Below are 24,755 nucleotides of genomic sequence, written 5' to 3'. Positions count from 1 at the left end.
GGATGTCCGCAGCGGCGCGGTGCTGAAACGGGAAGCCGGCACCGGAACGGGACGACCGGCTCCGGAGCGCGGACCGTCGCCGGAACGCGGCCGCGCGGAACCGGCCCGCGACGCGCGGAGGGGCGGGCCCACCTGCGGTGGACCCGCCCCTCGTCCTCGCTGCGGCGCCTCGTCAGCGCCGCGGGATCCGTCCTCGCTGCGGGGCCGGGACCGTCACGCGGCCGGGGCCGCCCCGGTGGTGGTCGTGACGGTCAGCTCCCCGTCGGCGGCGTCCACCACCACGCGAGTGCCCGCGTCGAGCTCGTCGTCCAGCAGCAGGTCGCTGATCCGGTCGTCGACCTGCCGCTCGATCGTCCGGCGCAGCGGCCGGGCACCGAACTCGGGCTGGTAGCCGCGCTCGGCGATCCAGTCGACCGCGGCATCGCTGAACTCGACGTCGATGTCGCGCTCCGCCAGGCGCTGCACGGTCCGGTCCAGCAGCATCCGGGTGATCGTCCGCAGCTGCTCACCGGTGAGCTGGCGGAAGACCACGACCTCGGTGATCCGGTTGAGGAACTCCGGGCGGAACTCCTCCCGCAGGCGCGGCATGATCCGCTCCGCGAAGTCGTCCTCCCGGCTCTCGCCGGTCTTGAAGCCGATCGCACCCGACTTGCTGGACACGATGTCCGCGCCGAGGTTGCTGGTCATGATCAGCACCGTGTTGCTGAAGTCCACGGTCCGGCCCTGACCGTCGGTCATCCGCCCGTCCTCGAGCACCTGCAGCAGCGTGTTGAACACGTCCGGGTGCGCCTTCTCGATCTCGTCGAGCAGGACCACCGAGTACGGGTTGCGCCGCACGGACTCGGTCAGCTCACCGGCCTCGCCGTGGCCGACGTAGCCCGGGGGCGCACCCACGAGCCGGCTGGCCGTGTGCTTCTCCTGGAACTCGCTCATGTCCAGCCGGACCATGCGCTTGGCGTCGCCGAACAGCGCGGCCGCCAGAGCCTTGGCCAGCTCGGTCTTGCCGACGCCGGTCGGGCCCAGGAACATGAAGCTGCCGATGGGGCGACTCGGTTCGCCGAGACCGCTGCGGGAGCGCCGCACGGCGCGGGCCAGGGCGCGCACCGCGTCGTCCTGGCCGACGACCCGCTGGTGCAGCTCGGTCTCGAGGTTGCGGAGCCGCTCCTTCTCGGCCGTGGTCATCTGGCTGACCGGCACGCCGGTCGAGCGCGAGATCACTTCCGCGATGTCCTCGCGGGTGACCTCCACCTCCGCGCGAGCCTCACCGGACTCGGAGGACAGCTGGTCGAGCTCGGTCTGCGCAGCGTTGATCTCGTCGCGCAGCCCGGAGGCCCGCTCGTAGTCCTCCTCGGCGACGGCCGCGTCCTTCTGCTGCTCCAGCGTCCCGATGCGCTGCCGCAGCTGGCCGACCCGGCTGGTCGGCGCGGCCGTGGCCAGGCGCTTGCGGGCACCGGCCTGGTCGAGCAGGTCGATGGCCTTGTCCGGCAGGTTCCGGTCGGTCAGGTACTGGTCGGACAGCCGCACCGCCGCGTCCAGGGCGTCCTCGCTGTAACGGATGCCGTGGTGCTCGGCGTAGCGGTCCTGCAGTCCGCGCAGGATCCCGATCGCGTCGTCCGTGCTCGGCTCGCCCACGCGCACCGGCTGGAACCGGCGCTCGAGCGCCGCGTCCTTCTCGATGTTCTTGCGGTACTCGTCCTGCGTGGTCGCACCGACGACGTGCAGCTCGCCGCGGGACAGCCGGGGCTTGAGCATGTTGCCGGCGTCGACGGCGCCCTCGGCGCCCCCGGCCCCGACGACCGTGTGCAGCTCGTCGATGAACACGATCAGGTTGTCCTGCTCGGTGATCTCGTCGATGACCTTGGTCATCCGCTCCTCGAAGTCACCGCGGTAGCGGGTACCGGCCAGCATGCCGGACAGGTCGAGCTGGACCACGCGCTTGCCGGACAGCGCGTCCGGCACCTCGCTGTCGACGATGCGCTGGGCCAGGCCCTCGACCACCGCCGTCTTGCCGACACCGGCCTCGCCGACGAGCACCGGGTTGTTCTTCGTGCGCCGCGACAGGATCTCGATGGTCTCCTCGATCTCCTGACCGCGCCCGATCACCGGGTCGAGCTCGCCACCGCGCGCGCGGGCGGTCAGATCGGTGCCGTACTGGTCCAGCGTCGGCGTCTCGCTGCTCTGCTGGGCCTGGTCATCGGTCTGCTGCGGTGCCTGCGCCGCGGAGCGCACCGTCTCCGGGTTCGCGCCGGCACCGTTGAGCAGCCGGCCCGGCTCGGAGTCGCTGCTCGCGGACATGGCCAGCAGCACGTGCGTCGGGGCGATGTAGGTCGAGCCCAGCGTCCGGGCGACGCGGTGGGCGTCGGCCAGCACCGTCTTCGCGGCGGGGGTCAGCGAGACCTCGGCCTCGGCCTCGTCGCCCCCGGCCTGCGCGGCCGGCGGCAGGTTGGAGCGGATCGTCTCGGCGAACGCGGAGACGTCCACCCCGGCCTGGCGCAACACCCCGGCGGTGGGCTGCTGCTGCGTCACGGCCCACAGCAGGTGCAGCGCGTCCAGCTCGGACTGGCCGCGCTCGCGGGCGAAGCGGGCGGCTTCGGCGAGCAGCTGCTGGGTCTGCTCGGTCATGAGGTCGGTCAGGTTGACGCGCCGCCCCTCGTCACCACCGCTCGGGCCGCCGCCCTGCGGTCCGAAGAAGCGGGCGAAGTACTCGTCGAACGGCCCCTGGCCGAACCCCGCGGGTCCGAAGAAGGTCGGCATGGTCTCCTCCTCGCAAGGGCGGACTGAGCCTCATTGCCAGGCTTCGCCGCCATCTCATTGAGTCTGCTGTTATCAAGCAACGTTAGCGCATGCTCCTGCATTCCGTGAGGGGGTGATCATGACGAGGGTCACAGCGGGGGTGGGTGGAGGTCCCCGCGCCGCCCGGCAGCTCCGCGGGCAACCGGGCACCTCTCCTCGCGCGCAGGTCGCTCAACGGCACCCGCGGTACGGCCCGAGGAGCACCGGGCCGCTCGGAGGGGATCGGAGCGGGCGGGTGGTGAGCACGCGCAACGTTGCTGCCGGGAGGCCGGCTCCGCCGAGCCGGCCGGTGCACCCGGCGATCCGCCCCGCACAACTCCGCGCGGGCGGGGGCGTATTCCCGCCGCGGAGGCGGGTGGTGCGGCGGGCCGCGCGCACGTGCGGAGGGCGCGGGACGGGGATGCGCCGGTGCGCAGCACCCCGCCCGCGCGGAGGAGCCCGCCCGCGCGGGGGAACGCGGCCCCGAGGCGGAGGTGGTCCGGAGGTCGCGCTCGCAGGACGGCGGCTCCGGGCAGCCGCCAGCGCGGCCTCCCGGCATCCGTGATCACCGGCGCGCGCGATCACGGGTGCGGCGGCGCCCTGGCACACTGTGGCCATGACGGAGCAGCCGGCACACGATCCCGCCTGCGCGGTGGCCCACGGCGACGGCGCGCAGGAGCACTCCGACCGCGAGCTCGTCGCGGTGTTCGCCTCCCCGGTCGCCGAGCGCCTGCTGCGCTACGCCGCCGACGCGGGCTTCCGCGTGCACCTGCTGGAACCGGACGCCGCCCGCGCGGAAGGGCTCCGCGGGTCCGGCGTCCCGGTGCTGTCCGCGGCCGGGGGGTGGAGCTCCACCACCGACGTCGTGGTGACCGACCACCACCGCGCGGAGCTCGGTCCGCTGCTGCGCGACGTGCTCGCCGGGCCCGTGCGGTGGATCGGTGTCATGGGCAATCCGCGGCACGAGGGCCCGCACGTGCGGGCGCTGCGCGAGCTCGGCGTGGCGGAGGAGGACATCGCCCGGGTGCATCGCCCGATCGGGCTGGACATCGGTTCGCGCGCCCCGGCGGAGATCGCGATCGCGACCGTGGCCGGGCTGCTGGCCGACCGCAACGGTCGCGCCGGGGGTTTCCACCGGTGACGGCATGAGCAGGAACTCGGCGCACAAGATCGAGAGCACGAACGCGCCGCCGCGCAACACGCGCCCGCGCAACCGGCGGGCGCTGATCACCGCGGCCGCGGCCGAGCTGTTCCACCGGTGGGGCTACGCCCAGGTGTCGATGAGCGACATCGCCGAAGCCGTCGGGGTCCGCTCCTCGGCGCTGTACCGCCACTTCGCGGGCAAGCAGCACCTGCTGACCGAGGTCGTGCTCGACGAGATGCGCCCGCTGCGCGCGGGCGCCGAACGCCTCGCGGTCTCCGACGTGGAGCCCGTCGTGGCGGAACTGGCCACGCAGGCGCTCGACCACCGGCAGCTCGGCGTGCTCTGGCAGCGGGAAGCGCGGCACCTGCCCGCGGCGCAGCGGGAGGCGCTCCGCGACGAGCTGCGCGGCGTCGCCCGGGCGCTGGAGCGCGTGGCCCGGGCCCGCCGCCCCGAGCTCAGCCGCGAGGACGCGTGGTTCCGCGCGTGGTGCCTGTTCAGCGTGCTGACCAGCCCGTCCTACCACCGCGCCGAGCTGCCGCGCGGGCAGTTCGAGCACTTGCTGCGGGCGATGCTCGCGGTCGTGCTCGACCAACCCCCGCGCCGCTTCGCCCGTCCGGACGTTCGCGCGGGACCGCAGCGGTCCGCCTCCGTGCCAGCCCGCGCCTCGCGCCGCCGGCTCGTGCTCTCGGCGGCCACGCGGCTGTTCTCCGAGTGCGGCTACACCCAGGTCACCATCGAGGACGTCGGCGCGGCGGCCGGCATGTCGGGGCCGAGCCTGTACAACTACTTCGCCAGCAAGCAGGAGCTGCTCAGCACGGTGATCATGCGCGGTTCGGCGTGGCTCGAGGTGGAGCTGGAGCGCACGCTCGCGCGCCACCCGGACCCCGCGGACGCCCTGCGGGCGCTGCAGCGCACCTACACCGACTTCGCCTTCGACCACGGCCGGTTCATCGACATCCTCGTCAGCGAGGTCCACCACCTGCCGGACGACCAGCGGCACCGCGCGCGCCAGACGCAGCACGCCTACGTGGCCGAGTGGGTCGGGCTGCTCTGCGAGGCGCGGCCGGGACTGGACGCCGCGCGGGCGCGGGTGCTCGTACAGGCGGCGCTGACCCTGGCCAACGATCTCGCGCGCACGGGTGCCGCGCGCCACCTCGCGGCCCTCGATGCGACGGCCGCCGCGCTGATGCTGGACGCGGCCGCCGATGATCCGCCAGCGGAGGCGTGGTGAGCTAGCGCTCATTCACTTATGCCGAGAAACAGCTGGGCACCACCGCCATCACGGACAGTGTCGTCTAGGATGGACTCACTTGGAAATTGACCGCGGCGCGCCCGGCGGGCTAGTCTCCCGCGGGGCGCGCCGCGCCCGGACCTCGCGGAATCCGGGGTATCCCACCTGCGGCGAGCGCGCCCCGGCAGCGCCGGGGTGCGCGCTCCCGGGGAAGCGCGGGACGCCGGGGCGAGGCGGACAGCAGGGAACAAGGACTGGGTTGGTTGATGAGCAGCGCGACGGAACCGGTCGGTGAGCCACCGGTCGACACGCCCGACATCCACACGACGGCGGGCAAGCTGGCGGACCTCTACCGCCGCAACGACGAAGCCGTGCACGCCGGATCCGAGCGCGCGGTGGAGAAGCAGCACGCCAAGGGCAAGAAGACCGCGCGGGAACGCATCGACGTGCTGCTGGACCCCGGCTCGTTCATCGAGATGGACGAGCACGCGCGGCACCGGTGCACCAACTTCGGCATGGAGGAGTACCGCCCCTACGGCGACGGCGTCGTCACCGGCTACGGGACGATCGACGGGCGCCAGGTGTGCGTGTACTCGCAGGACTTCACCGTCTTCGGCGGCAGCCTCGGCGAGGTGCTCGGCGAGAAGATCGTCAAGGTCATGGATCTGGCGCTGAAGACCGGGTGCCCGCTGATCGGCATCAACGACTCCGGCGGAGCGCGCATCCAGGAGGGCGTGGCCTCGCTCGGGCTCTACGCGGAGATCTTCAAGCGCAACACGCACGCCTCCGGCGTGATCCCGCAGATCTCGCTGATCATGGGGCCGTGCGCCGGGGGCGCGGTCTACTCGCCGGCGATCACCGACTTCACGGTCATGGTCGACCAGACCTCGCACATGTTCATCACCGGTCCGGACGTCATCAAGACCGTCACCGGCGAGGACGTGAGCTTCGAGGAGCTCGGCGGTGCGCGCACGCACAACTCGACCTCCGGCAACGCGCACTACCTGGCCTCGGACGAGGACGACGCCGTCGCCTACGTCAAGGAGCTGCTGTCGTTCCTGCCGGAGAACAACCTCGCCGAGCCGCCCGTCTTCGACGGGCCGGCCGAGGCCGGCGCGGTCGTCGAGTCGCTGACCGACTCCGACCGCGAGCTGGACGCGCTCGTCCCGGACTCGCCGAACCAGCCCTACGACATGCACGAGGTGATCTCCCGCGTCGTCGACGACGGGGAGTTCCTCGAGACGAGTCCGCTGTTCGCGCAGAACATGATCGTCGGGTTCGGACGCGTCGAGGGCCGCTCCGTCGGCATCGTCGCCAACCAGCCCACCCAGCTGGCGGGCACGCTCGACATCGAGGCCAGCGAGAAGGCGGCCCGGTTCGTCCGCACGTGCGACGCCTTCAACATCCCCGTGCTGACCTTCGTGGACGTGCCCGGTTTCCTGCCCGGCACCGACCAGGAGTTCAACGGCATCATCCGCCGCGGCGCCAAACTGCTGTACGCCTACGCCGAGGCCACGGTTCCGCTCGTGACGGTGATCACTCGGAAGGCTTACGGTGGAGCGTACGACGTGATGGGGTCCAAGCACCTCGGCGCCGACCTCAACTTCGCGTGGCCGACCGCGGAGATCGCGGTGATGGGTGCGCAGGGCGCGGTGAACATCCTGCACCGCCGGCAGCTGTCCGAGGCCGCCGAGAGCGGGCGGGACGTGGAAGCCGAGCGCGCGCGGTTGCAGCAGGAGTACGAGGACACGCTGTGCAACCCGTACCAGGCGGCGGAGCGCGGGTACGTGGACTCGGTCATCCCGCCGTCCTACACCCGCGGCTACGTCGCCCGCGGTCTGCGCATGCTGCGCACGAAGCGGGACGACCGGCCGGCCAGGAAGCACGGCAACATTCCGCTGTGAGCCGGAGGGAATCGATGGCCGAGAACGACACCGGCGCCGGTGTCGGGGACGGTGCGCACCGCCCCGAGCTGCGGGTGGTGCGCGGCAACCCGGATGACGCCGAGATCGCCGCGCTGGTCGCCGCGCTCAGCGGTGCCGCCGCCGGCTCCGCGGCCGCGCCGGAGACCGGTCCGGAGCGGTTGAACCGGTGGGGCGCGCGGGACACCCAACTGCGGTGGCCGCACGGCCGGCGGCCGCTGCGCCCGGGCCCGGACGGCTGGCGCGCCTCCGCGCTGCCGCGGTGAGAACGCCGACCGGGCGGGGAGGCACGTGCTGATGGATCGAACGACACTCCGGCGTCGCGCCGGGAACAAGAGGAGTGGACCACTGTGGACGTGACGCCGATCAACAAGGTGCTGGTCGCCAACCGCGGTGAGATCGCGGTGCGCGTGATCCGGGCGTGCGCCGACGAGGGCATCACCTCCGTCGCCGTGTACGCCGAGCCGGACGCCGACGCCCCGTTCGTCCGCCTGGCCGACGAGGCGTTCGCCCTGGGCGGTGCCACGGCCGGGGAGAGCTACCTGGACATCGACAAGATCGTCGAGACCGCGCGGCGCAGCGGTGCCGACGCGGTGCACCCCGGCTACGGCTTCCTGTCCGAGAACGCCGACTTCGCCCAGGCGGTGCAGGACGCGGAGCTGATCTGGATCGGTCCCTCGCCGCAGGCCATCCGCGACCTCGGCGACAAGGTCACCGCTCGGCACATCGCCACCCGCGCGGGCGCTCCGCTGGTGCCGGGCACCTCGGACCCGGTCGCCGGCTCGGACGAGGTCGTCGCCTTCGCCGAGGAGCACGGCCTGCCCGTCGCGATCAAGGCCGCGTTCGGCGGTGGCGGCCGCGGTCTCAAGGTCGCCCGCACGACGGAGGAGATCCCGGAGCTGTTCTCCTCCGCGGTGCGCGAGGCCGAGGGCTCCTTCGGCCGCGGGGAGTGCTTCGTGGAGCGCTACCTCGACCGGCCGCGGCACGTCGAGGCCCAGGTCGTGGCCGATCAGCACGGCAACGTCGTGGTCGCCGGCACCCGCGACTGCTCGCTGCAGCGGCGGCACCAGAAGCTCGTCGAGGAGGCACCGGCGCCGTTCCTCACGGACGACCAGCGGCACACCATCCACGAGGCGGCGCGGGGGATCTGCCGCGAGGCCGGCTACCACGGTGCGGGCACCGTCGAGTTCCTCGTCGGCGAAGACGGCACGATCTCCTTCCTCGAGGTCAACACGCGGCTGCAGGTCGAGCACCCGGTCACCGAGGAGACCACCGGACTGGACCTGGTGCGCGAGCAGTTCCGCATCGCCAGCGGCGAGAAGCTGCACATCACCCACGACCCCGCGCCCACCGGGCACTCCATCGAGTTCCGCATCAACGGCGAGGACGCCGGGCGGAACTTCCTGCCCACACCGGGCACCGTCACCGCCTTCCACGCGCCCGCGGGGCCGGGCGTGCGCCTGGACGCCGGGGTGGAGAGCGGCAGCGTCGTCGGTGGCCAGTTCGACTCGATGCTGGCCAAGCTCATCGTCACCGGTGCCAACCGGCTGCAGGCGATCGAGCGGTCGCGCCGGGCGCTGGCCGAGATGCGGGTCGAGGGCCTGGCCACGGTCGTGCCGTTCCACCGCGCCGTGCTGCGCGACCCGGCGTTCACGGCCGTCGAGGGCTTCACGGTGCACACCCGCTGGATCGAGACCGAGTGGGAGAACACCATCGAGCCGCACGCCGGCGGGGCCGAGGTGGCCGAGCCGGAGGAGCGGCAGACGATCACCGTCGAAGTCGGCGGTCGGCGCCTCGAGGTGTCCCTGCCCGCCGAGTTCGCCGCACCCGCGCCCGCGGCGGCCAAGCAGGCGGCCAAGCCGCGCAAGCGCTCCGCGAGCAAGGCGTCCAGTGCCGTCTCGGGTGACGCCGTGACCGCGCCGATGCAGGGCACGGTCGTCAAGGCCGCCGTGGCGGACGGCGACGAGGTGGCCACCGGTGATCTCGTGGTCGTGCTCGAGGCGATGAAGATGGAGAACCCGGTGACCGCGCACAAGGACGGCACCGTCAGCGGGCTCACCGCGCAGGCCGGGGACTCCGTCTCCCAGGGCACGGTGCTCTGCGAGATCAACTGACCCGCACCCGCTCCGCCGTTCGGAGTGTGACTGCACCCCGCGCGGACGGGGCGCGTCCACCGCGGACGTGCGACGCGCCGTCGGACTGAGCCGTTCGGCGGCGCGTCGGGCGCGGCTGGACGTCCGTGACGCCCCGCGGTCTTCCACCGACACCTCCGCGGGATCTCCCGCATCCTCCGCGGGCTCCTCCCCGCAGCCACTGTGGACCGGAGATCGGCCGCCTGGAACCGCGGCGGGACCGAACCCGCGTTCGGCCGGGTGCGGTCGGGCCCGCCCCGAGATCCCGTGGCCCCGGCCGCTTCCGCACCCGCGGCGCGTGGCCCACCGACCGGGGGAGCGCTCCTCGCCAGCGGGCGAGGCCGATGCCGCCGTGATAGGACAGTGATGTCGAACAGATACGCATCGTCACCACGTCGATGCGGTGAGTCGACATCAGGCGGTGAAACGTTGTTCGGCAACACGGCACGGCATTGCGAGGGAGCCGGGTGCGCGTGCGCATCGTGCGACGCGTACGCGTCCGGCCGCTTATTACACATCTGACTCCGCGGGACACGACCGCCGGTGGGGCGGTTCTGGCTGTGAGCCGGACCGTCCCGTTCGGTGGTCCGTGCCGCGATCGACACCTCCTCCCGCGGTTCGCGCGCTTGCGGCAGCGGTGCGGCGGACCAATACTCACCCGGTGCGTGCTCTTTCGAAAATCATTCGTCCTCGGTGGGGTTCCCGAGGACGACCCTGTGCCGCAGGGCCGCACCGGCCCCCGGCAGTGCCGGAGACCCGGCCGCGTGCGCACACAGAGGCGCCCCTGCGGTGGAGACGGCGCGCACGCAGGGTGCGCTCCGCGCTGCGGGAGGCGTGATGTCCGACTCCGGTCAGGACCATGCCGCTGCCATCGCGGCGGCGGTCCTCTACAAGGGATCCCGGTCCTCCTCCGCACGACCAGCGGACGCTCCGGAACGGTTCCGGTGGCAGTTCGGCGTGCTCAGCCCCTCGGACGCGGTGGGGCGCGACGTCGGCGAGGACGCGACGATGGTCACCGACTGCCTCGTGGTGGACGAACCCGCGGCGGAACTGCGGGTGCGGCTGCGCTTCCTGCAGCTGCAGGACCGCGGTGTCGAACAGCTCGTCTCCGCGCACGAGCAGCCCCCGGAATTCGCGCCGGTCGCCGAACTCGACTGCGGTGCATGTCTGAGCGGGCGCGAAGAAGTCGAGCACGACATCCACGTGGTCACCCGCGAACTCGGCGAGCTGGGGGAGAGGCCGGTGGACCAGCTGCTGCGCGTGCCCGGCACGCGGCAGTTCGCCCCCCTGCACAGCGATCGCGGGTCCCAGCGCGGTCGCGTCGTGCGCACGCGCCAGCCCGTGGACGCCCGGCTGCGCGTCACCCCCGGGAGGCGCTCCCGCGGAGTGCGGAAGCTGCGGTTCGAACTGGTCAACACGACGGTGTCCAGTGGGGACGCTCACGACCGGGTGCAGCGCGCAGCGCGCGAGCGCGCGCTGCACCGCTCGCTGCTCAGCCCGCACCTGCTGCTGTCGGTGACGCGCGGACGGTTCCTGTCCGTGCTCGATCCGCCGGACTGGGCCGGGGAGCTCGCTCGCGAGTGCGTCCACCGTCGACTGTGGCCGGTGCTCACCGGGGACCACGGCGATGACCGGTCGGTGCTGGCCTCGCCGGTGATCCTGCACGACCGACCGCGCGTGTCCGCCCGCCACGGGCGGTGGCAGCTCCCGGAAGTCACCGAGGAGCGCGACATCCCCGCGCAGCGCCGCACCAGTTGACGCGACGGAGCGTCCGCAGTGGATCGCAGTGGAGGGGTGCGGATCAGGGCAGGAACTTGTCCGGGGTGAGCGGCAGGTCCCGCACGCGCCGCCCGGTCGCGTGGTACGTCGCGTTGAGCACCGCTGCGGGTGCGCCGACGATGCCGATCTCACCGATCCCCTTGGACCCCATGGGGTTGACGTGCGGATCCTCCTCGTCGAGCCACTCGGCGCCGATGTCGCCCACGTCCGCGTTCGCGGCCACGTGGTACTGCGCGAAGTCCCGGTTGACCACGTGCCCGAACCGCGCGTCCAGCACGCCTTCCTCGTGCAGCGCCATGGACACGCCCATCACCATTCCGCCGAGGAACTGGGAGCGCGCCGTGCGCGGGTTGACGATGCGGCCGGCGGCGAAGACGCCGAGCATGCGCGGCACGCGCACCTGCCCGGTCCGCGCGTGGACCCGCGCCTCGGCGAACTGCGCCCCGAACGCGCTCATCGCGTGCTGCCGCTTGTCCGGGTTCCCGGCCGCGCTCGCCGCGGCCTCCGCTCCCTCGGGAGGGTCGGACCCGTACCGCTCGCGGAACTCCTCGGCCGCGGCGGCCACGGCGGTTCCCCAGCTCGTCGTGCCCGAGGAGCCTCCGGCCACCGTCGCGAACGGCAGTGCTGTGTCGCCGATGTGCAGCTCCACCACCTCGACGTCGACGCCGAGCGCATCGGCCGCGATCTGGCGCAGCGACGTCCACGCCCCCGTACCGAGGTCCACTGCACCGATGCGCACGAGGTAGCCCTCCGGGGTGCGGGTGATCGCCGCCGTCGACCCCGGGATGCGGTGCGTGGGGTACATCGAGGCGGCCACCCCGGTGCCGATGAGCCAGTCCCCCTCGCGGCGGGTGCCCGGTGCGGGATCGCGCCCGTACCAGCCGAACCGCTCCGCCCCGCGCCGCAGGCAGGCGACCAGGTTGCGGCTGGAGAACGGCTTGCCGGTGCTCGGGTCCACCGCGGTGTCGTTGCGCACCCGCAGCTCCACCGGGTCGAGTCCGCAGGCGGTGGCGAGCTCGTCCACGGCGACCTCGCCGGCGAACATGCCGGGGCACTCGCCCGGCGCCCGCATCCACGACGGGACCGGCACGTCCAGCGCGGCCAGCCGGTGCGTGGTCCGGCGATGCGGTGCGGCGTAGACGCTGCGCGTGGACACCGCGCTCTGCTCGGAGAACTCCTTGATGCGCGCGGTCTGCTCCACCGAGTCGTGCACGATCACCGACAGGCGCCCCTCGCGGTCGGCACCGAGCCGCAGCCGCTGCACCGTGGGGGAGCGGTAACCGGTCAACCCGAACATCTCCTGCCGCGACACGGCGTACTTGACGGGGCGGTGCTCCTCCACCAGCCACGTCGCCATCGCCGCCAGGACGACGTTCGCGTGCGGCAGCCCCTTGCACCCGAACCCCCCGCCGACGTGCGGGCAGACGACGTGGATGTCGTCGGGGTCGATCCCGAGCACCCGCGCCACCGTCTCGCGCACGGGGTGGACTCCCTGGGTGGAGTCGTGCAGGGTGAGCTTCGCGCCGTCGCGCACGGCCACGGTCGCGTGCGGTTCCATCGGGTTGTTGAACTCGGGCGGCGTCCGGTACGTGGCGTCCACTGTGATCGGTGCTGTTGCGAGGGCCCCGTCCGGATCTCCGGTCTCGGCGTCCGCGGGGGAGGAGGGCGTCACGTCGGTCGGAGCTCGCAGGTCGGTGCGGTCCGGTGCGAAGTGCGCGTCGTGCTCGTCCTGCTCGTACCGCACGGGGATCTCCGCCGCGGCGTGCCGCGCGACCTCCGGGGATTCGGCGAGCACCGCCCCGATGAGCTGCCCGCGGAAGTGCACCTCGGGCGACTGCAGGATCGCCAGTTCGGCGTCCTCGCCCGGTGCGGGGGGCGCGTTCTCGTGCGTGAGCACCGCGAGCACACCGGGCCGCCGCACCGCGGCGGCGTCGATGCCGCGGACGCGCCCGCGAGCGATCGTCGACCGCAGCGGGGCGAGGTAGCACGGTGCGTGCGTACCGTGCTCGTGGGCGTACGGGGCACGTCCGGTGACCTTCGCGATGCCGTCCTCGCGGCGCCGGTCGGTGCCCATGGCGCGGGCGGTGAGGTTCTCGGTCACAACGCCTCCTGCTGCGCGGCGAGGTCCACGAGCGCACCCGTCACGGCTCCGCGCACCATCGGAACCTTGAACTCGTTGCCCGCCAGCGGCTCCGCGTGCGCGAGCTCGGCCTCGGCGGCGGCGCGGAAGCGGTCTTCGGTCGCCCACGCGCCGCGCAGCGCCTCCTCGGCCTGCGCGGCGCGCCACGGCTTGTGCGCCACCCCGCCCAGGGCGATGCGCACTTCGTCGACCCGGCCACCGCGCAGCCGCAGCACCGCCGCCACGGACACGAGGGCGAAGGCGTACGAAGCGCGGTCGCGCACTTTGCGGTACGTCGAGTGCACCGCGGCCGGCAGCGGTGGTAGCTCCACGGCGGTGATGAGCTCGCCGTGCTCGGCGACCGTGTCGCGCTGCGGCTCCTGCCCGGGAAGCCGGTGGAAATCACCGCAGCCCACGTGGCGCTGCCCCCGCGGTCCGCGCAGCAGCACCTCCGCGTCCAGCGCGCACAGCGCCACCGCCATGTCCGAGGGGTGCACCGCCACGCACTCCCGGGAGGCGCCGAAGACGGCGTGGTAGCGCGTCCACCCGCCGAGCGCCGAGCACCCGGAACCGGGCTCGCGCTTGTTGCACGGCGTGCTCGTGTCCTGGAAGTAGGCGCAGCGGGTCCGCTGCATGAGGTTGCCGCCGGTCGTGGCGAGGTTGCGCAGCTGGCCCGAGGCGCCGGACAGCAGGGCCTGCGACAGCACCGGGTAGCGCCGCCGCACCGCCTGCTCGGCGGCCAGATCGCTGTTGCGCACGTTCGCGCCGATCACGAGACCGCCGTCCGCGCGCTCGTCCACGGTGTCGAGCGCGAGTCCGGTGATGTCCACGAGCTTCTCGGGGACCGCGACGCCGAGCTTGAGGTGGTCGACGAGGTTCGTGCCGCCGGCGAGGAACGCGGCCCCTGGGCTACCGGACACGGTGGCGATCGCCTCGTCGGTGTCGGTGGCGCGCTGGTAGTCGAACGGAATCACGGGCGTACCTCGCGGATCGCTGCGACGATGTTGGCGTAGGCACCGCACCGGCAGAGGTTGCCGCTCATCCGCTCGCGGATCTCCGCGTCGTCGAGCTCACCGGCGCGGGCGTCGTCGGTGGTGGCCGCGCTCGGCCGGCCCTCCCGGGCCTCGGCGAGCATGCCCACCGCCGAGCAGATCTGCCCCGGTGTGCAGTAGCCGCACTGGAAGGCGTCGTGGTCGAGGAACGCCTCCTGCACCGGGTGCAGCCCGCCGGCGGCCAGCCCCTCGGCCGTGGTGAACCGGACGTGCTGGTTGGCCACCGCCAGCGACAGGCAGGTGGTGACGCGGCGACCGTCGGCCAGCACGGTGCACGCGCCGCACTGCCCGTGGTCGCACCCCTTCTTGGGGCTGGTGCTGCCGAGCTGCTCCCGCAGCGCGTCGAGCACCGTGGTGCGCGTGTCCACCGTGAGCCGGTGCTGCTGCCCGTCGACGTGCAGCGTGATCTCCGCCTCCATCGGCAGTTCCTCCGCTCCCGCGCGGCACACGAGGCCACTCGGCTGACTACCCGGCTGTGCAGCGTGCTAATCCCCGGCTGCGCAGGCGGCCCGCCGGCCGCGCGCGATGTGTGCGGCGAACGGGCGTGTGCGTTGCGCCGCACCGCCGCGCCCGCGGAGTCCGCGCTGGCGGCGGTGCTACTAGGCTGTGCACCCGCCCTCCCGGGGCACCGCAGGCGGAGCGCTCTGCGCGAGCGAGCCTGCCGTGCCGTCCCCGCCGTGTGAAGCGCAGGAGCCGAACCCATGAGCGACAGCCCGACCCCGCCCGCCGTCCACCGCTCCGGGGACGGCACGGCGCCCTCGGAGGACGTGGCGCGGCTGCTCGTGCGCTGTCCCGACCGCCCCGGCATCGTCTCGGCGGTGAGCTCGTTCCTGACCGCAGCGGGGGCGAACATCGTCTCGCTCGGGCAGCACTCCTCGGAACCGCAGAACGGCATGTTCTTCCAGCGCACCGTGTTTCACCTGCCCGGGCTGGTGGCGCGGCGCGCCGAGCTCGAACGGGCCTTCGCCGAGGAGGTCGCCGGGCCGATGGACATGGAGTTCGCGTTCTCCGAGGCGGCCAAGCCCAAGCGGGTCGCGATCATGGTGTCCAAACTCGACCACTGCCTGCTCGACCTGCTGTGGCGCAACCGGCGCGGGGAACTGGACATGACCGTGGCCATGGTGCTGTCCAACCACCCGGACCTCGCCGAGGACGTGCGGTCGTTCGGCGTGCCGTTCGTGCACATCCCGGTCAGCCGGGACGCGAAGCCGCAGGCCGAGCAGCAGCAGCTGGACGTGCTCCGCGGCAACGTGGACCTCGTCGTCCTCGCCCGCTACATGCAGATCATCTCCGGTGATTTCCTCTCGCGGATCGGCTGCCCGCTGATCAACATCCACCACTCGTTCCTGCCGGCGTTCATCGGCGCCGGCCCGTACCGCAAGGCCAAGGAGCGCGGGGTCAAGCTCATCGGTGCCACCGCGCACTACGTCACCGAGGACCTCGACGAGGGGCCGATCATCGAGCAGGACGTCGTGCGCGTCGGGCACCAGCACGGCACGGCCGACCTCGTCCGGCTCGGCGCCGACGTCGAGCGCACCGTGCTGTCGCGGGCGGTGCGGTGGCACTGCGAGGACCGGGTGATGCGCCACGGCAACACCACCGTGGTGTTCTGACCGCCCCGCGGCCGCTCCCGGAGCTGCCCGCTGCGCGTGCACCGTTCGTGCGCCCCTCGGACGCGGGCATTTACAGCTCGTGCGCCCGCGCCCCACGATGGGTGGCGTTCGCTCGGGCCGTGATCGGCACCGCTCGCGGCGGCACCGCGCCGCGGTCGCCGAGGACGCGGCGGAGGACGGTGCGCGAGGGGCGGGTACGCCATGGGCAGGGCACGACGACTGTGGGCGCTCGACGGGGCGCGGCTGACGATGCCGCGCGGCGACCTCGTGCTCGGTGACAGCGGCACGGTCACGCTGCCGGTGCCGTCCTTCCTCGTCGAGCACGACCGGGGGCTGGTGCTCGTGGACACCGGCTTGGCCCCGGAAGCCGCCGACGACCCCTACGAGGTGTACGGCTCGCTGGTCGACGCGGTGAACATCGAGTTCGGCCCGGAGCAGCGCGTCGACCGGCAGATCGAGTCCCTCGGCTACCGGTTGACCGACGTGCGCCACGTGGTCTGCTCGCACACCCACTTCGACCACACCGGCGGGCTGCGGCTGTTCCCGCACGCCGAGCTCTACGCCGGCGCCGACGACCTGCCGTACGCGTTCTGGCCCAACCCGGGTGCGGCGCCGTTCTTCCACACCGCCGACCTGGACGCCACGCGGCAGTTCCACTGGAACCCGCTCACCGGTGATCACGACGTGTTCGGCGACGGCAGCGTCGTCGTCCTGCTGCTGCCGGGCCACACGCCCGGCAACTGCAGCGTGCTGGTGCAGCTCGAGCACAGCGCGTTCCTGCTCTCGGCGGACACGGTGCACCTGCGCAGCGCCCTGGACGGGGATCTGCCGATGCCGTCGGACTTCAACACGCAGCAGGCCGTGGAGTCGATCCGCAGGCTGCGGAGGCTGTCCACGGCCCACGACGCGCCCGTGTGGATCGCGCACGACCCGCAGGACTGGGCCGCGCACCAGCACGCACCGCACGCCTACGAATGAACCGCACGCCTACGAGTGAGCTGCCGGAACGAGAACCGACCGCCGAGGGGTGATCCATGTCCGAGCGCACCAGCGAAACCGTGTTCACCTGGGCGGCACCGCCGCTGAAGTTCGGTGCCGGCGCGGTCGGGGAACTCGGTTTCGAGTGCGAGCAGCTCGGCCTCGGCAGCGTGCTGATCGTCACCGACCGGGCGGTGGCCGCCACCGGCGCCGCCGACCGCGCCCGCGACGCGGTGCGGGCCGCGGGGATCCGGGCGGAGGTCTACGAAGGGGCCCGCAGCGAACCCACCGACGCGAGCATCCGCCGGACCGTCGACGACGTCCGCGGCGGTGACTGGGACGGCGTCGTGGCCGTCGGCGGCGGATCGGTCATCGACACCGCGAAGGCGGTCGCTCTGCTGAGCACGCACCCGGGCGATCCGCTCGAGTACGTCAACCAGCCGATCGGGGAGGGCAAAGCCCCGCCGGGGCCGGTCAAGCCCGTGGTCGCCGTGCCGACCACGGCCGGCACCGGCGCCGAGAGCACCGCGGTGTGCATCCTGGACCTGCTGGACCTGCAGGTGAAGTCGGGCATCAGCCACGCGCGCCTGCGCCCGGTCAAAGCGGTCGTCGACCCCGAGCTGTCGTTGCCGCTGCCGCCGCACGTGACCGCGTGCGCGGGCATGGACGTGCTCTGCCACGCGCTCGAGTCGTACACCGCGCGCCCGCACCACGCGTACCCGCGGCGCAGCGCGGCGGAACGGCCCACCTACGTCGGGGCCAACCCGGTCTCGGACGCGTTCGTCGAGAAGGCGCTCCCGCTGGTGGCCCGCAGCCTGCGCCCCGCGGTGATGCGCGGGCACGACGAGCAGGCCCGCACGGACATGATGCTCGCGGCCTCGTTCGCGGGCATGGGGTTCGGCAACGCCGGGGTGCACGTCCCGCACGCGTGCGCCTACCCGATCGCCGGGCGCGTCACCGACTTCCACCCGCCGGACTACTCCGCCGAGGAGCCGATGGTGCCGCACGGCGAGTCGGTGGCGCTGACCGCACCGGCGGCGTTCCGCCTCACCTTCCCGGCCGCGCCGGAGCGGCACGTGCACGCCGCCGAGCTGCTCGACCCGGCGGTGGCGGACATCGCCGACCGGGCCGAGCGGTTGCCCGCGGCGCTCGTGTCGCTCATGCGCGACATCGGCATCGCCAACGGCGTCTCCGCGGTCGGTTACGGGCGCGAGGACGTGCCCGCGCTGGTCGACGGCGCGCTGAAGCAGCAGCGGCTGCTGACGATGTGCCCGCGCGACGTCGGCGCGGCCGACCTGCGCACCGTCGTGGAGGACTCGCTGGTGAACTGGTGACCGGCGGGTCACGCCGGTGCGCGGGTCAGGTAGTCCTCGGCGATGGCGTCGAAGGTCATCCACCGCACGCCCTCGTGCGCGTTGAAGTGCTGGATCAGGCGCTCGTGCATGAGCAGCGCCTGCGGCCGACCGGACACGTCCGGGTGGATGGTCATGGTGAACACGGCGTAGTCGTACTCGCGGTGGATCCAGTCGAACTGGTCGCGCCACAGCTGTTCGATGTCGCGCGGGTTGACGAAACCGTGGCTGTTCGGGTTGGCCTTGACGAACAGCATCGGGGGCAGGTCGTCCAGGTACCACGAGGCCGGGATCTCGACCAGCTTGGTCTCCGCGCCCCGCTGCAGCGGCCGCATCCACTCCGAGGCGGGCCGGGAGTAGTCGATCGGGGTCCACGAGTCGCCGACGCGCACCCGGTACGGCACGCAGTCGTGGTGCATCAGCGAGTGGTCGTACTTGATGCCGCGCTCGAGCAGCAGTTCGTTGGTGGCCGGGGAGAACTCCCACCAGGGGGCGACGTAGCCGGTGGGCCGCGCGCCCGCGCGCCGCTCGATCAACCCGATGCAGTGGTCCAGCACGTCGCGCTCCTGCTCGCGGGACATCGCGATCGGGTTCTCGTGGCTGTAGCCGTGCACCCCGATCTCGTGCCCCGCGTCCACGCACGCCTGGAACTCGTCCGGGAACGTCTCGATGGAGTGGCCCGGCCAGAACCACGTGGACGGGATCCCGCAGCGCTCGAACAGCTGCAGCAGGCGGGGAACACCGACTTCACCCGCGAACATGCCGCGGGAGATGTCGCACGGGGAGTCCTCCCCTCCGTAGGAGCCCAGCCAGCCGCCGACCGCGTCCACGTCCACGCCGTAGGCGACGAGGATCTCCTTGGCCATGCCAGACACATCCCTTCCGGTTCGCCGGGTCACGTGCTCGGCAGCGCACCGACCGCGCGCAGCCACTGCTCGCATCGCACCACGGCTCGCCGCGGTTCGCCTTCGCAGGCCAGCGCAGCGGCCAGCAGCAACCGGGCCTGCCACGGCGGCAGGTCCCCGGCGAGCAGCGCACCCGCCTCCGCGAGGGCGACGCCGCCCCCGCTGTACAGCGGGGCGACCGGCCCGGCCCCGGTGCGCGTGGTGACCAGCACCGGCAGTCCCGCGGCGAGGTGCCGGCGGCAGGCGTCGACCGTCGCGGGGGTGGCGTTGCCGGCACCGAAACCGGCGAGCACGAGCCCCTGCGCGCCGGAGGCCACCGCGTGGTCGACGGCACCGCCGTCCGCGCCCAGGTACTGCCCGATCACGTCGACGCGCGGCAGGTCGGCGACGTCCGGCCCGAGCAGCGGTTCCCACTGCGGGTGCGCGTGCTTGCGGACCCCGGTCTCGTCGACGCGCCCCACCGGACCGCGGCCGGGCGCGTCGAACGCGGCCAGGTCCAGGCTGTGCACCTTCCGCGCACCGACGGCGGGGAGGATGCGATCGGCGAAGGCCACGCTGACCCCGGTGTCGGCGGCTTCCTCCGCAGCGGCCCAGCGCAGGGCTGCGGACAGGTTGCGCGGGCCGTCCGCCGCCGCGTCGTCGAAGGGGCGCTGCGCGCCGGTGAACACCACCGGCGCGGAACCCGCGTGCGTCAGCGACAGCAGGAACGCGGATTCCTCCATCGTGTCCGTGCCGTGGGTGATCACCACACCGTCGGCCTCCGCGCACGCGCGGCGCGCTTCGCCGGCCAGCGACAACACGTCGGGCACGGTCGCGGCGGAGCTGAGGATCGCCGCGGTGTCGTGCACGTGCACGTGCACGTGGTCGAGCGGGTGCACCCCGCGCGCCGCTGAGAGCAGGTCGGCAGCACCGACCGCGACCTGGCGTCCCTGCGCGCCGGCGCGCGTGGCGATGGTGCCGCCGGTGGCGAGTAGGGCGAGCTGACGCACGTGACCTCCGGGAGAGCGGGGATCGGGCACTGTTGATCGTGCGGCCGCCCACGACCCGCGTCAACCGCACCCCCGGTGGCGGTCGGCACAGTGAGCACCGGCACATCCGCCGCCGGGAGTCGGTCGCGCGCGGACGGGGGAAAGCGGAAGGGGCTCCGCGCGCCCCTTTTCGAAAGCGTCCTGTGTGCACGGTCGCCGGACAGCTGGTCGACGGCACGCGGGGTGTCGGCGCCTCCCGCGGCGTGGCGGGGTGGTCGCCGTCCCGTGGCCGAAACGCGCGGCCGCGACAGATCGTCTGCACGCAGCGGAGCGTGTGCTCACTCGTGGTGACGAAAGTGGTGCGTTGACGTTGTTCCGCCCCCCGCGGTGGCCTACTGTCGCGGAAGTGGAGCGAAACCGAGGCGAGCGCTGAGAACTCGGTCGCGCCCAGAACCCACGGGAGGACCCCGGAACCGCCTCGCCGCTGCGCTGCGGTCGCACCACCGGGACCGCAGAACGGGCCTCCGAGCGACCTGCGGTGCCCCCGCGGTCGAGGGCGACGACTCACCGGTCCTGATCGGACGAACCTGCGGACCCCACAGCGGCGAACTCCGCGATGATCGTGCTGCGAAAGGGAATTCGATGGTTGTTGAGGCGGATCCGCCCACCGGCGAATCGACGTCGCAGATCGATCTGGCCACATTACTGGCCGACTGCCTGCACGAACTGCCCGCGCACGCGGCGCAGCGCACCATCCCCCTCGGCAGCCCCGAGCAGGGCGGCACCGGCTACGCCGCCGCTCGCGAAGCCTTCCTCGCCGCCGGAATCTCCGCGCTCCAGGGGCTTTCCGGATCCGGCCGGTGGATCCAGCTCAACCTCGGAGTCCGCGCGGACACGTGGCCACAGGCCTACTCCTTCCTCGCGGAGACGGCGCGCACCGCGCTCGAGCGATCCGAAGCGCGCAACTTCTTCTTCATGCACAAACCCCCCGGGCTGCGGGTGCGCTTCCAGCTGCCGGACGGCGCGCGACGAGCACCGCGCGCGTTGACCGAACCGTTCCGGCAGCGCACCGACGTGTTCACCGACGTCCGCCGGAGCGTCTACGAACCGGAGTCCTACCTCTTCGGCGGTCCGTGGTCGATGCCCCTGGTGCACGATTCGTTCACGGTGGACTCGCTCGCCTGGCTCGACCAGCACGTCCGCAGCGCCCGTTCCGCGGACGCCGCGCCCAACTGGGCCGTGTCGCTGGCACTCGTGCGGTCCCTCGTCGACGGTCTCGGCATCGCGGGTTGGGAGCACCGCGGGGTGTGGGACGCCGTCCGCCGCGACGGCGGGCGGTGGCTGACCGCGGGACTGCCCGAGGAGCGGCGCGCACGTCTCGGGGAGGGCATCCGCGCGCAGTGGGACCTCGGCGAACGCGCGCTGGAGAGCCTGCCCGGCGGGGAGGACCTCGCGCAGCACCGCGCGGCCCTGGCCGGGACCGCGCAGCGGTGGCGCCGCGAGTACTTCGAGCGCGACCACGCTGAAACGGGCCCGCGCCGCGCCGCCGCCTTCTGGACGATCTTCCACTGGAACCGCGCCCGGATCCCGATGAGCCGGCAGTGCCTGCTGACCGATGCGCTGGTCCGGGACGGAGGGATGTGAGCATGCAACCACGTGCCCGCCAGGTCCTCGAGGAGCCCCGCCGTACCGCCGAGCCGACCTCGGAAGAGCGCGCCGGTCCCGCGACTTCCCCCTCCGCGCACGTCCCGGAGGGGCGCGCGCCCGAACGGGAGGCCGAGGACGCCGATGTCCCGATCGGGGCGGAAATCGTCGTCCGCGCGGCCGGTTTCCCCGCGCATCTGTGGACCCGCGGCGGCAACCCCGACCTGTTCCGCACCGTCGACGTGCACCAGCGGCAGCACGCCGAACTGCACGAGCGGGCGCACGAGCTCGCAGAGCGGATCAGTGACGAGGTCATCCCCGAACCGGAGCTGGACAAGCCCCACCGGCGTGCCGCGCTCGTGGTCCGGCGCCGCCTGCACCGCGGTGACGTCCCCGAGCCGGACGAGCTCACCGATCTGCTCGGGGCCCCGGCCGTGCCCGCGCGGATCGCGGCCGACCTGCTCGCGCTCGCCTCCCGCGCGGTGGACCACCGCGCGGCCGGTGCCCGCGCCCAGCGGGCCGTGGCGCACGAGCGCGCGAGAACCGGGCCACTGGCCTGGGAATCCGTGCGGAACACGCCGACCGCGGCCGCGTTCCTCGATGCCGACGCGGCCGACCTCGTCGCCGAGATCGAGCACCGACTGGCCACGGGGGAGGCGTGGACCAGCAAGCGCCTGCGGCACCGCGTGGACTACCTGTGGCGCATCATCGCCCGCGGAGCGGCCAAGACCACGCCGCGCAGCTGGCTCGGCCACGTCGGGACCCTGCCGGTGCCGAGGGCGCGGCGGGGGCACCCGGCGGGGGACTGGTGGGCCGCGCCGCTGGTCCTCGGCGAACTCACCACCGAAACAGCGGAGAACCTGCACGCGCTGCGCACGCGTCTCGACGCGACCGAGCTGCGCCGGGCCGGGGAGGAGACACCGCTGGCACTGGCGAACCTGTACGCGGAGAACGGTGCAGAATTCCGGTGTTTCGCGCTCGACCAGCAGGACGCCACGCGGATGCGCGAGGTCCGGATGCGGCGCACCGCCGCGCTCGCCGCCCTGTGCCGCATCCTGCGCGACGGCGTCCGCCCGCTCGGAGACGTGCAGCGCGCGCTCGTCGGCACGAACGCCACGGCGGAGCAGATCGGCAAGGTCCGGGAGTTCCTGGCCTACGTGCAGGACCTGGGCGTGGTGCGGGTGTGCGGCGCACCGAGGCGCAGCTGGGGCGGTTGGACCCCGCCCGCCGAAGCGGCGCCGGCCGAGCACGCCGCGCACCGCGGCGGGACGGCGGACGCGTTCGTCGACGTCCACCGGCGCATCAGCACGTCCGAAGGGACGACCGCGCCGAGCACCGCCCGCGGTCCCTCCGGAGTGGACGCAGCGCTGCGCGCGGCCCGCCGGTTGGCGCGGTTGCGCGAGGAGGACGGCGCGACCGGACGCGTCGACCTCAGCGGGTACCTCACCGAACAGCCGCGACCGGCCACCGAGGTCCTCACCGACCTGCTCGCCGCGGACGTGGACCTGTCGGCGCTGCGGCAGCGCGCCTACACCGGGTGGCACGAACCCACCGGCACCAGCGAGGCGTACCGGCGGGTGGTCGAGCACGTGCGCGAACGACTGTCCGATGAGGAGTGCGACGTCCCCGAGGCGGTGCTGGACGCCCTCGGCGTTCCCGGCGGGGAGGACCCGGTGTGGCCCACCGACTGCCTCGTGCGGCCCGCGCGGGGAGCGCGGTACGCCGGGGCGCTCGTCGTCGAGTCCCCGGCCGGCAACCTGGATGCCCGGTTCGGCGACGCGTTCGCACAGGCGCACGGCGAGTACCGCAACGCCGCGCGGTACCGCCGGTTCCTGCGGGAGGTGGAGCGCGACAGCGGAGCGCGGTTCGTGGAACTGCTGCTCCCCCCGTCGCACGAACGCGCGGCCAACGCCGTGTGCCGCCCCGCGTACACCGGCCTGTGGACCGGCGATGCCGACTGGAACCCCTACCACCGCGCGGAAGAGCCCGGCAGCGCCTACCTCCCGCTGGAACGGGTGCGGGTGTTCCGGTCCGGCGGTGGAGTACGCGCGGAATCGGCGGGTACTCCGCTGCTGCCCGTCTACCACGCGACGCGTCCGCCGCTGCCGCCGTACGACCTGCTGCTGCACCTGCTGCTGGCCGCCGGACCCGGGAGGGCGCTGCACCAGACCCGCCTCGACCGACTCATCACGGCCTTCCCGGACGCGCCGTCGGTCCCGAGGCTGACCGCGGGACCGGTGGTGCTGGCCCCCGCGGCTTGGCGGATCCCCCCGGAGCGGCTGTGGGACACCGCCGCGTCCGACTGGGTCAAGATCCGCGACGCCGCGGGGCTGTGGCGCGGTCGCGGCCTGCCGCGGTGGGCGTTCGTCTCCACCGAGTCCGAGGGCAAGGCCGTCCCCGCGGATCTCGCCTCGCTTCCGGGGCTGCGCACCGTGGAACGCGTGGCCGCACGCGCCTGCGGGGAGGCGCTCCTGTTCGAGGAGATGATCCCGGACCCGCGGCACCTGCTCGCCCACGACGGCACGGATGCCGAGCACGCAGACCACGCGGTCGAGGTGGCGCTGCGCCTGCCCCGCGAGGAGAGCATCGGCGCGCTCGCGGGACGTGCCGGTGCACACCTGCGCACCGAGGTGCTGGCCCCGCGCTGATCGGCGCGGACGCCCCGACCGCGACCACCGGGTGCGAACCGACGAGAAAGGAGGTGTGCCGCGGAAGCGCACCGCGAACGCGCCGGTGCGAGAACGTCCTCCGTCCGGAAGGGAATTGCCATGGAATCGACGTTGCCGATCGAAGAACTGGACACGCTCATCGATGACCTGGACGCCCAGGTGACCGAGGAGCAGGTGCCGGAGGCCGCCGGTGGCAGCGCGCTGTGCCACACCGGGGCCCTGTGCACGATCCTCATCTGCGCATGACTCCCGCGCCAACCGTGCACGTCGGACGGAAAGGAACCGCCATGGAATCGACGTTGCCGATCGAAGAACTGGACACGCTCATCGATGACCTGGACGCCCAGGTGACCGAGGAGCAGGTGCCGGAGGCCGCCGGTGGCAGCGCGCTGTGCCACACCGGGGCCCTGTGCACGATCCTCATCTGCGCATGACTCCCGCGCCAACCGTGCACGTCGGACGGAAAGGAACCGCC

Annotated in this window: 19 protein-coding genes; 13 read left to right on the top strand and 6 right to left on the bottom strand. The window is 73.1% G+C overall.

Annotated elements, in window-relative coordinates:
- Positions 1 to 213 precede the first annotated feature (213 nt).
- Positions 214 to 2,754, bottom strand: a complete 2,541-nt coding sequence (locus ACYVJE_RS21205) for an ATP-dependent Clp protease ATP-binding subunit (protein ID WP_461145837.1) — start codon at positions 2,752 to 2,754, stop codon at positions 214 to 216.
- 634 nt (positions 2,755 to 3,388) lie between these two features.
- On the opposite strand from ACYVJE_RS21205, the gene ACYVJE_RS21200 reads away from it, so the two are divergent.
- The 6 genes from ACYVJE_RS21200 (at position 3,389) to ACYVJE_RS21175 (ending at position 10,959) form a co-directional block, all read left to right on the top strand.
- The gene (locus ACYVJE_RS21200; protein ID WP_459155910.1) at positions 3,389 to 3,913 is read left to right on the top strand and encodes an XdhC family protein; all 525 of its coding nucleotides are present in this window, start codon (positions 3,389 to 3,391) and stop codon (positions 3,911 to 3,913) included.
- 4 nt (positions 3,914 to 3,917) lie between these two features.
- A complete protein-coding gene (locus ACYVJE_RS21195) occupies positions 3,918 to 5,147 on the top strand; it encodes a TetR/AcrR family transcriptional regulator (RefSeq protein ID WP_461145836.1) in 1,230 nt (409 codons plus the stop codon).
- Positions 5,148 to 5,413: 266 nt separating this feature from the next.
- Positions 5,414 to 7,051: an acyl-CoA carboxylase subunit beta gene (locus tag ACYVJE_RS21190; RefSeq protein WP_461145835.1), complete on the top strand. Its 1,638-nt coding sequence runs from the start codon at positions 5,414 to 5,416 to the stop codon at positions 7,049 to 7,051.
- Entirely contained in the window at positions 7,048 to 7,335 is a 288-nt protein-coding gene (locus ACYVJE_RS21185; RefSeq protein WP_461145834.1) for an acyl-CoA carboxylase epsilon subunit, read from the top strand. The genes ACYVJE_RS21190 and ACYVJE_RS21185 overlap by 4 nt, the downstream gene beginning before the upstream one ends.
- 84 nt (positions 7,336 to 7,419) lie before the next feature.
- Positions 7,420 to 9,183 (top strand): acetyl/propionyl/methylcrotonyl-CoA carboxylase subunit alpha, encoded by a 1,764-nt coding sequence (locus tag ACYVJE_RS21180; protein WP_461145833.1) that lies wholly within the window; start codon positions 7,420 to 7,422, stop codon positions 9,181 to 9,183.
- 855 nt (positions 9,184 to 10,038) lie between these two features.
- Positions 10,039 to 10,959, top strand: a complete 921-nt coding sequence (locus ACYVJE_RS21175) for a hypothetical protein (protein WP_461145832.1) — start codon at positions 10,039 to 10,041, stop codon at positions 10,957 to 10,959.
- A 43-nt stretch (positions 10,960 to 11,002) separates the two neighbouring features.
- Here ACYVJE_RS21175 and ACYVJE_RS21170 read toward each other — a convergent pair whose 3' ends face one another.
- The 3 genes from ACYVJE_RS21170 to ACYVJE_RS21160 are packed head-to-tail and all read right to left on the bottom strand — an operon-like array spanning position 11,003 to position 14,570.
- Positions 11,003 to 13,081 (bottom strand): xanthine dehydrogenase family protein molybdopterin-binding subunit, encoded by a 2,079-nt coding sequence (locus ACYVJE_RS21170; protein ID WP_461145831.1) that lies wholly within the window; start codon positions 13,079 to 13,081, stop codon positions 11,003 to 11,005.
- Complete coding sequence (locus ACYVJE_RS21165) at positions 13,078 to 14,073, bottom strand: FAD binding domain-containing protein (RefSeq protein ID WP_459155903.1); 996 nt, start codon at positions 14,071 to 14,073, stop codon at positions 13,078 to 13,080. Before ACYVJE_RS21165 ends, ACYVJE_RS21170 begins: the two co-directional genes overlap by 4 nt.
- A complete protein-coding gene (locus tag ACYVJE_RS21160; protein WP_459155902.1) occupies positions 14,070 to 14,570 on the bottom strand; it encodes a 2Fe-2S iron-sulfur cluster-binding protein in 501 nt (166 codons plus the stop codon). The genes ACYVJE_RS21165 and ACYVJE_RS21160 overlap by 4 nt, the downstream gene beginning before the upstream one ends.
- Positions 14,571 to 14,852: 282 nt before the next feature.
- Between ACYVJE_RS21160 and purU the strand changes: the two genes are divergently transcribed.
- The 3 genes from purU to ACYVJE_RS21145 all read left to right on the top strand — a co-directional run bounded on the left by purU (position 14,853) and on the right by ACYVJE_RS21145 (position 18,076).
- The gene (gene purU / locus ACYVJE_RS21155) at positions 14,853 to 15,764 is read left to right on the top strand and encodes a formyltetrahydrofolate deformylase (protein ID WP_459155901.1); all 912 of its coding nucleotides are present in this window, start codon (positions 14,853 to 14,855) and stop codon (positions 15,762 to 15,764) included.
- A 201-nt stretch (positions 15,765 to 15,965) separates the two neighbouring features.
- Complete coding sequence (locus tag ACYVJE_RS21150; RefSeq protein WP_459155900.1) at positions 15,966 to 16,742, top strand: N-acyl homoserine lactonase family protein; 777 nt, start codon at positions 15,966 to 15,968, stop codon at positions 16,740 to 16,742.
- Positions 16,743 to 16,798: 56 nt separating this feature from the next.
- Entirely contained in the window at positions 16,799 to 18,076 is a 1,278-nt protein-coding gene (locus tag ACYVJE_RS21145) for a hydroxyacid-oxoacid transhydrogenase (RefSeq protein ID WP_461145830.1), read from the top strand.
- Positions 18,077 to 18,084: 8 nt separating this feature from the next.
- Here ACYVJE_RS21145 and ACYVJE_RS21140 read toward each other — a convergent pair whose 3' ends face one another.
- Together ACYVJE_RS21140 and ACYVJE_RS21135 are read right to left on the bottom strand one after the other, a co-directional pair.
- Positions 18,085 to 18,960: a polysaccharide deacetylase family protein gene (locus ACYVJE_RS21140; RefSeq protein ID WP_459155898.1), complete on the bottom strand. Its 876-nt coding sequence runs from the start codon at positions 18,958 to 18,960 to the stop codon at positions 18,085 to 18,087.
- A gap of 29 nt (positions 18,961 to 18,989) precedes the next feature.
- Complete coding sequence (locus tag ACYVJE_RS21135) at positions 18,990 to 19,988, bottom strand: asparaginase (protein ID WP_461145829.1); 999 nt, start codon at positions 19,986 to 19,988, stop codon at positions 18,990 to 18,992.
- Positions 19,989 to 20,609: 621 nt separating this feature from the next.
- Between ACYVJE_RS21135 and ACYVJE_RS21130 the strand changes: the two genes are divergently transcribed.
- From ACYVJE_RS21130 to ACYVJE_RS21115, 4 genes are all read left to right on the top strand, one after another.
- A complete protein-coding gene (locus ACYVJE_RS21130; RefSeq protein ID WP_461145828.1) occupies positions 20,610 to 21,611 on the top strand; it encodes a thiopeptide-type bacteriocin biosynthesis protein in 1,002 nt (333 codons plus the stop codon).
- Positions 21,612 to 21,613: 2 nt separating this feature from the next.
- Positions 21,614 to 24,259 carry a hypothetical protein gene (locus ACYVJE_RS21125; protein ID WP_461145827.1) on the top strand — a complete coding sequence of 882 codons (2,646 nt, stop codon included), beginning with the start codon at positions 21,614 to 21,616 and terminating at the stop codon, positions 24,257 to 24,259.
- A gap of 120 nt (positions 24,260 to 24,379) precedes the next feature.
- Entirely contained in the window at positions 24,380 to 24,526 is a 147-nt protein-coding gene (locus ACYVJE_RS21120) for a hypothetical protein (protein ID WP_461145826.1), read from the top strand.
- Positions 24,527 to 24,567: 41 nt separating this feature from the next.
- Complete coding sequence (locus ACYVJE_RS21115; protein ID WP_461145826.1) at positions 24,568 to 24,714, top strand: hypothetical protein; 147 nt, start codon at positions 24,568 to 24,570, stop codon at positions 24,712 to 24,714.
- The last annotated feature ends 41 nt before the right edge of the window (positions 24,715 to 24,755 follow it).

Source organism: Salinifilum aidingensis (assembly GCF_054782015.1).
The sequence above is the reverse complement of the archived record's forward strand: the minus strand, read 5'-3'. Positions and strand labels throughout refer to the sequence as shown.

Excerpts from the sequence above, each read along its gene's own strand:
- ACYVJE_RS21205 (WP_461145837.1), bottom strand. The coding sequence starts at position 2,754 with ATGCCGACCTTCTTCGGACCCGCGGGGTTCGGCCAGGGGCCGTTCGAC.
- ACYVJE_RS21200 (WP_459155910.1), top strand. The coding sequence starts at position 3,389 with ATGACGGAGCAGCCGGCACACGATCCCGCCTGCGCGGTGGCCCACGGC.
- ACYVJE_RS21195 (WP_461145836.1), top strand. The coding sequence starts at position 3,918 with ATGAGCAGGAACTCGGCGCACAAGATCGAGAGCACGAACGCGCCGCCG.
- ACYVJE_RS21190 (WP_461145835.1), top strand. The coding sequence starts at position 5,414 with ATGAGCAGCGCGACGGAACCGGTCGGTGAGCCACCGGTCGACACGCCC.
- ACYVJE_RS21175 (WP_461145832.1), top strand. The coding sequence starts at position 10,039 with ATGTCCGACTCCGGTCAGGACCATGCCGCTGCCATCGCGGCGGCGGTC.
- ACYVJE_RS21160 (WP_459155902.1), bottom strand. The coding sequence starts at position 14,570 with ATGGAGGCGGAGATCACGCTGCACGTCGACGGGCAGCAGCACCGGCTC.
- purU (WP_459155901.1), top strand. The coding sequence starts at position 14,853 with ATGAGCGACAGCCCGACCCCGCCCGCCGTCCACCGCTCCGGGGACGGC.
- ACYVJE_RS21150 (WP_459155900.1), top strand. The coding sequence starts at position 15,966 with ATGGGCAGGGCACGACGACTGTGGGCGCTCGACGGGGCGCGGCTGACG.
- ACYVJE_RS21145 (WP_461145830.1), top strand. The coding sequence starts at position 16,799 with ATGTCCGAGCGCACCAGCGAAACCGTGTTCACCTGGGCGGCACCGCCG.
- ACYVJE_RS21140 (WP_459155898.1), bottom strand. The coding sequence starts at position 18,960 with ATGGCCAAGGAGATCCTCGTCGCCTACGGCGTGGACGTGGACGCGGTC.
- ACYVJE_RS21130 (WP_461145828.1), top strand. The coding sequence starts at position 20,610 with ATGGTTGTTGAGGCGGATCCGCCCACCGGCGAATCGACGTCGCAGATC.
- ACYVJE_RS21125 (WP_461145827.1), top strand. The coding sequence starts at position 21,614 with ATGCAACCACGTGCCCGCCAGGTCCTCGAGGAGCCCCGCCGTACCGCC.
- ACYVJE_RS21120 (WP_461145826.1), top strand. The coding sequence starts at position 24,380 with ATGGAATCGACGTTGCCGATCGAAGAACTGGACACGCTCATCGATGAC.
- ACYVJE_RS21115 (WP_461145826.1), top strand. The coding sequence starts at position 24,568 with ATGGAATCGACGTTGCCGATCGAAGAACTGGACACGCTCATCGATGAC.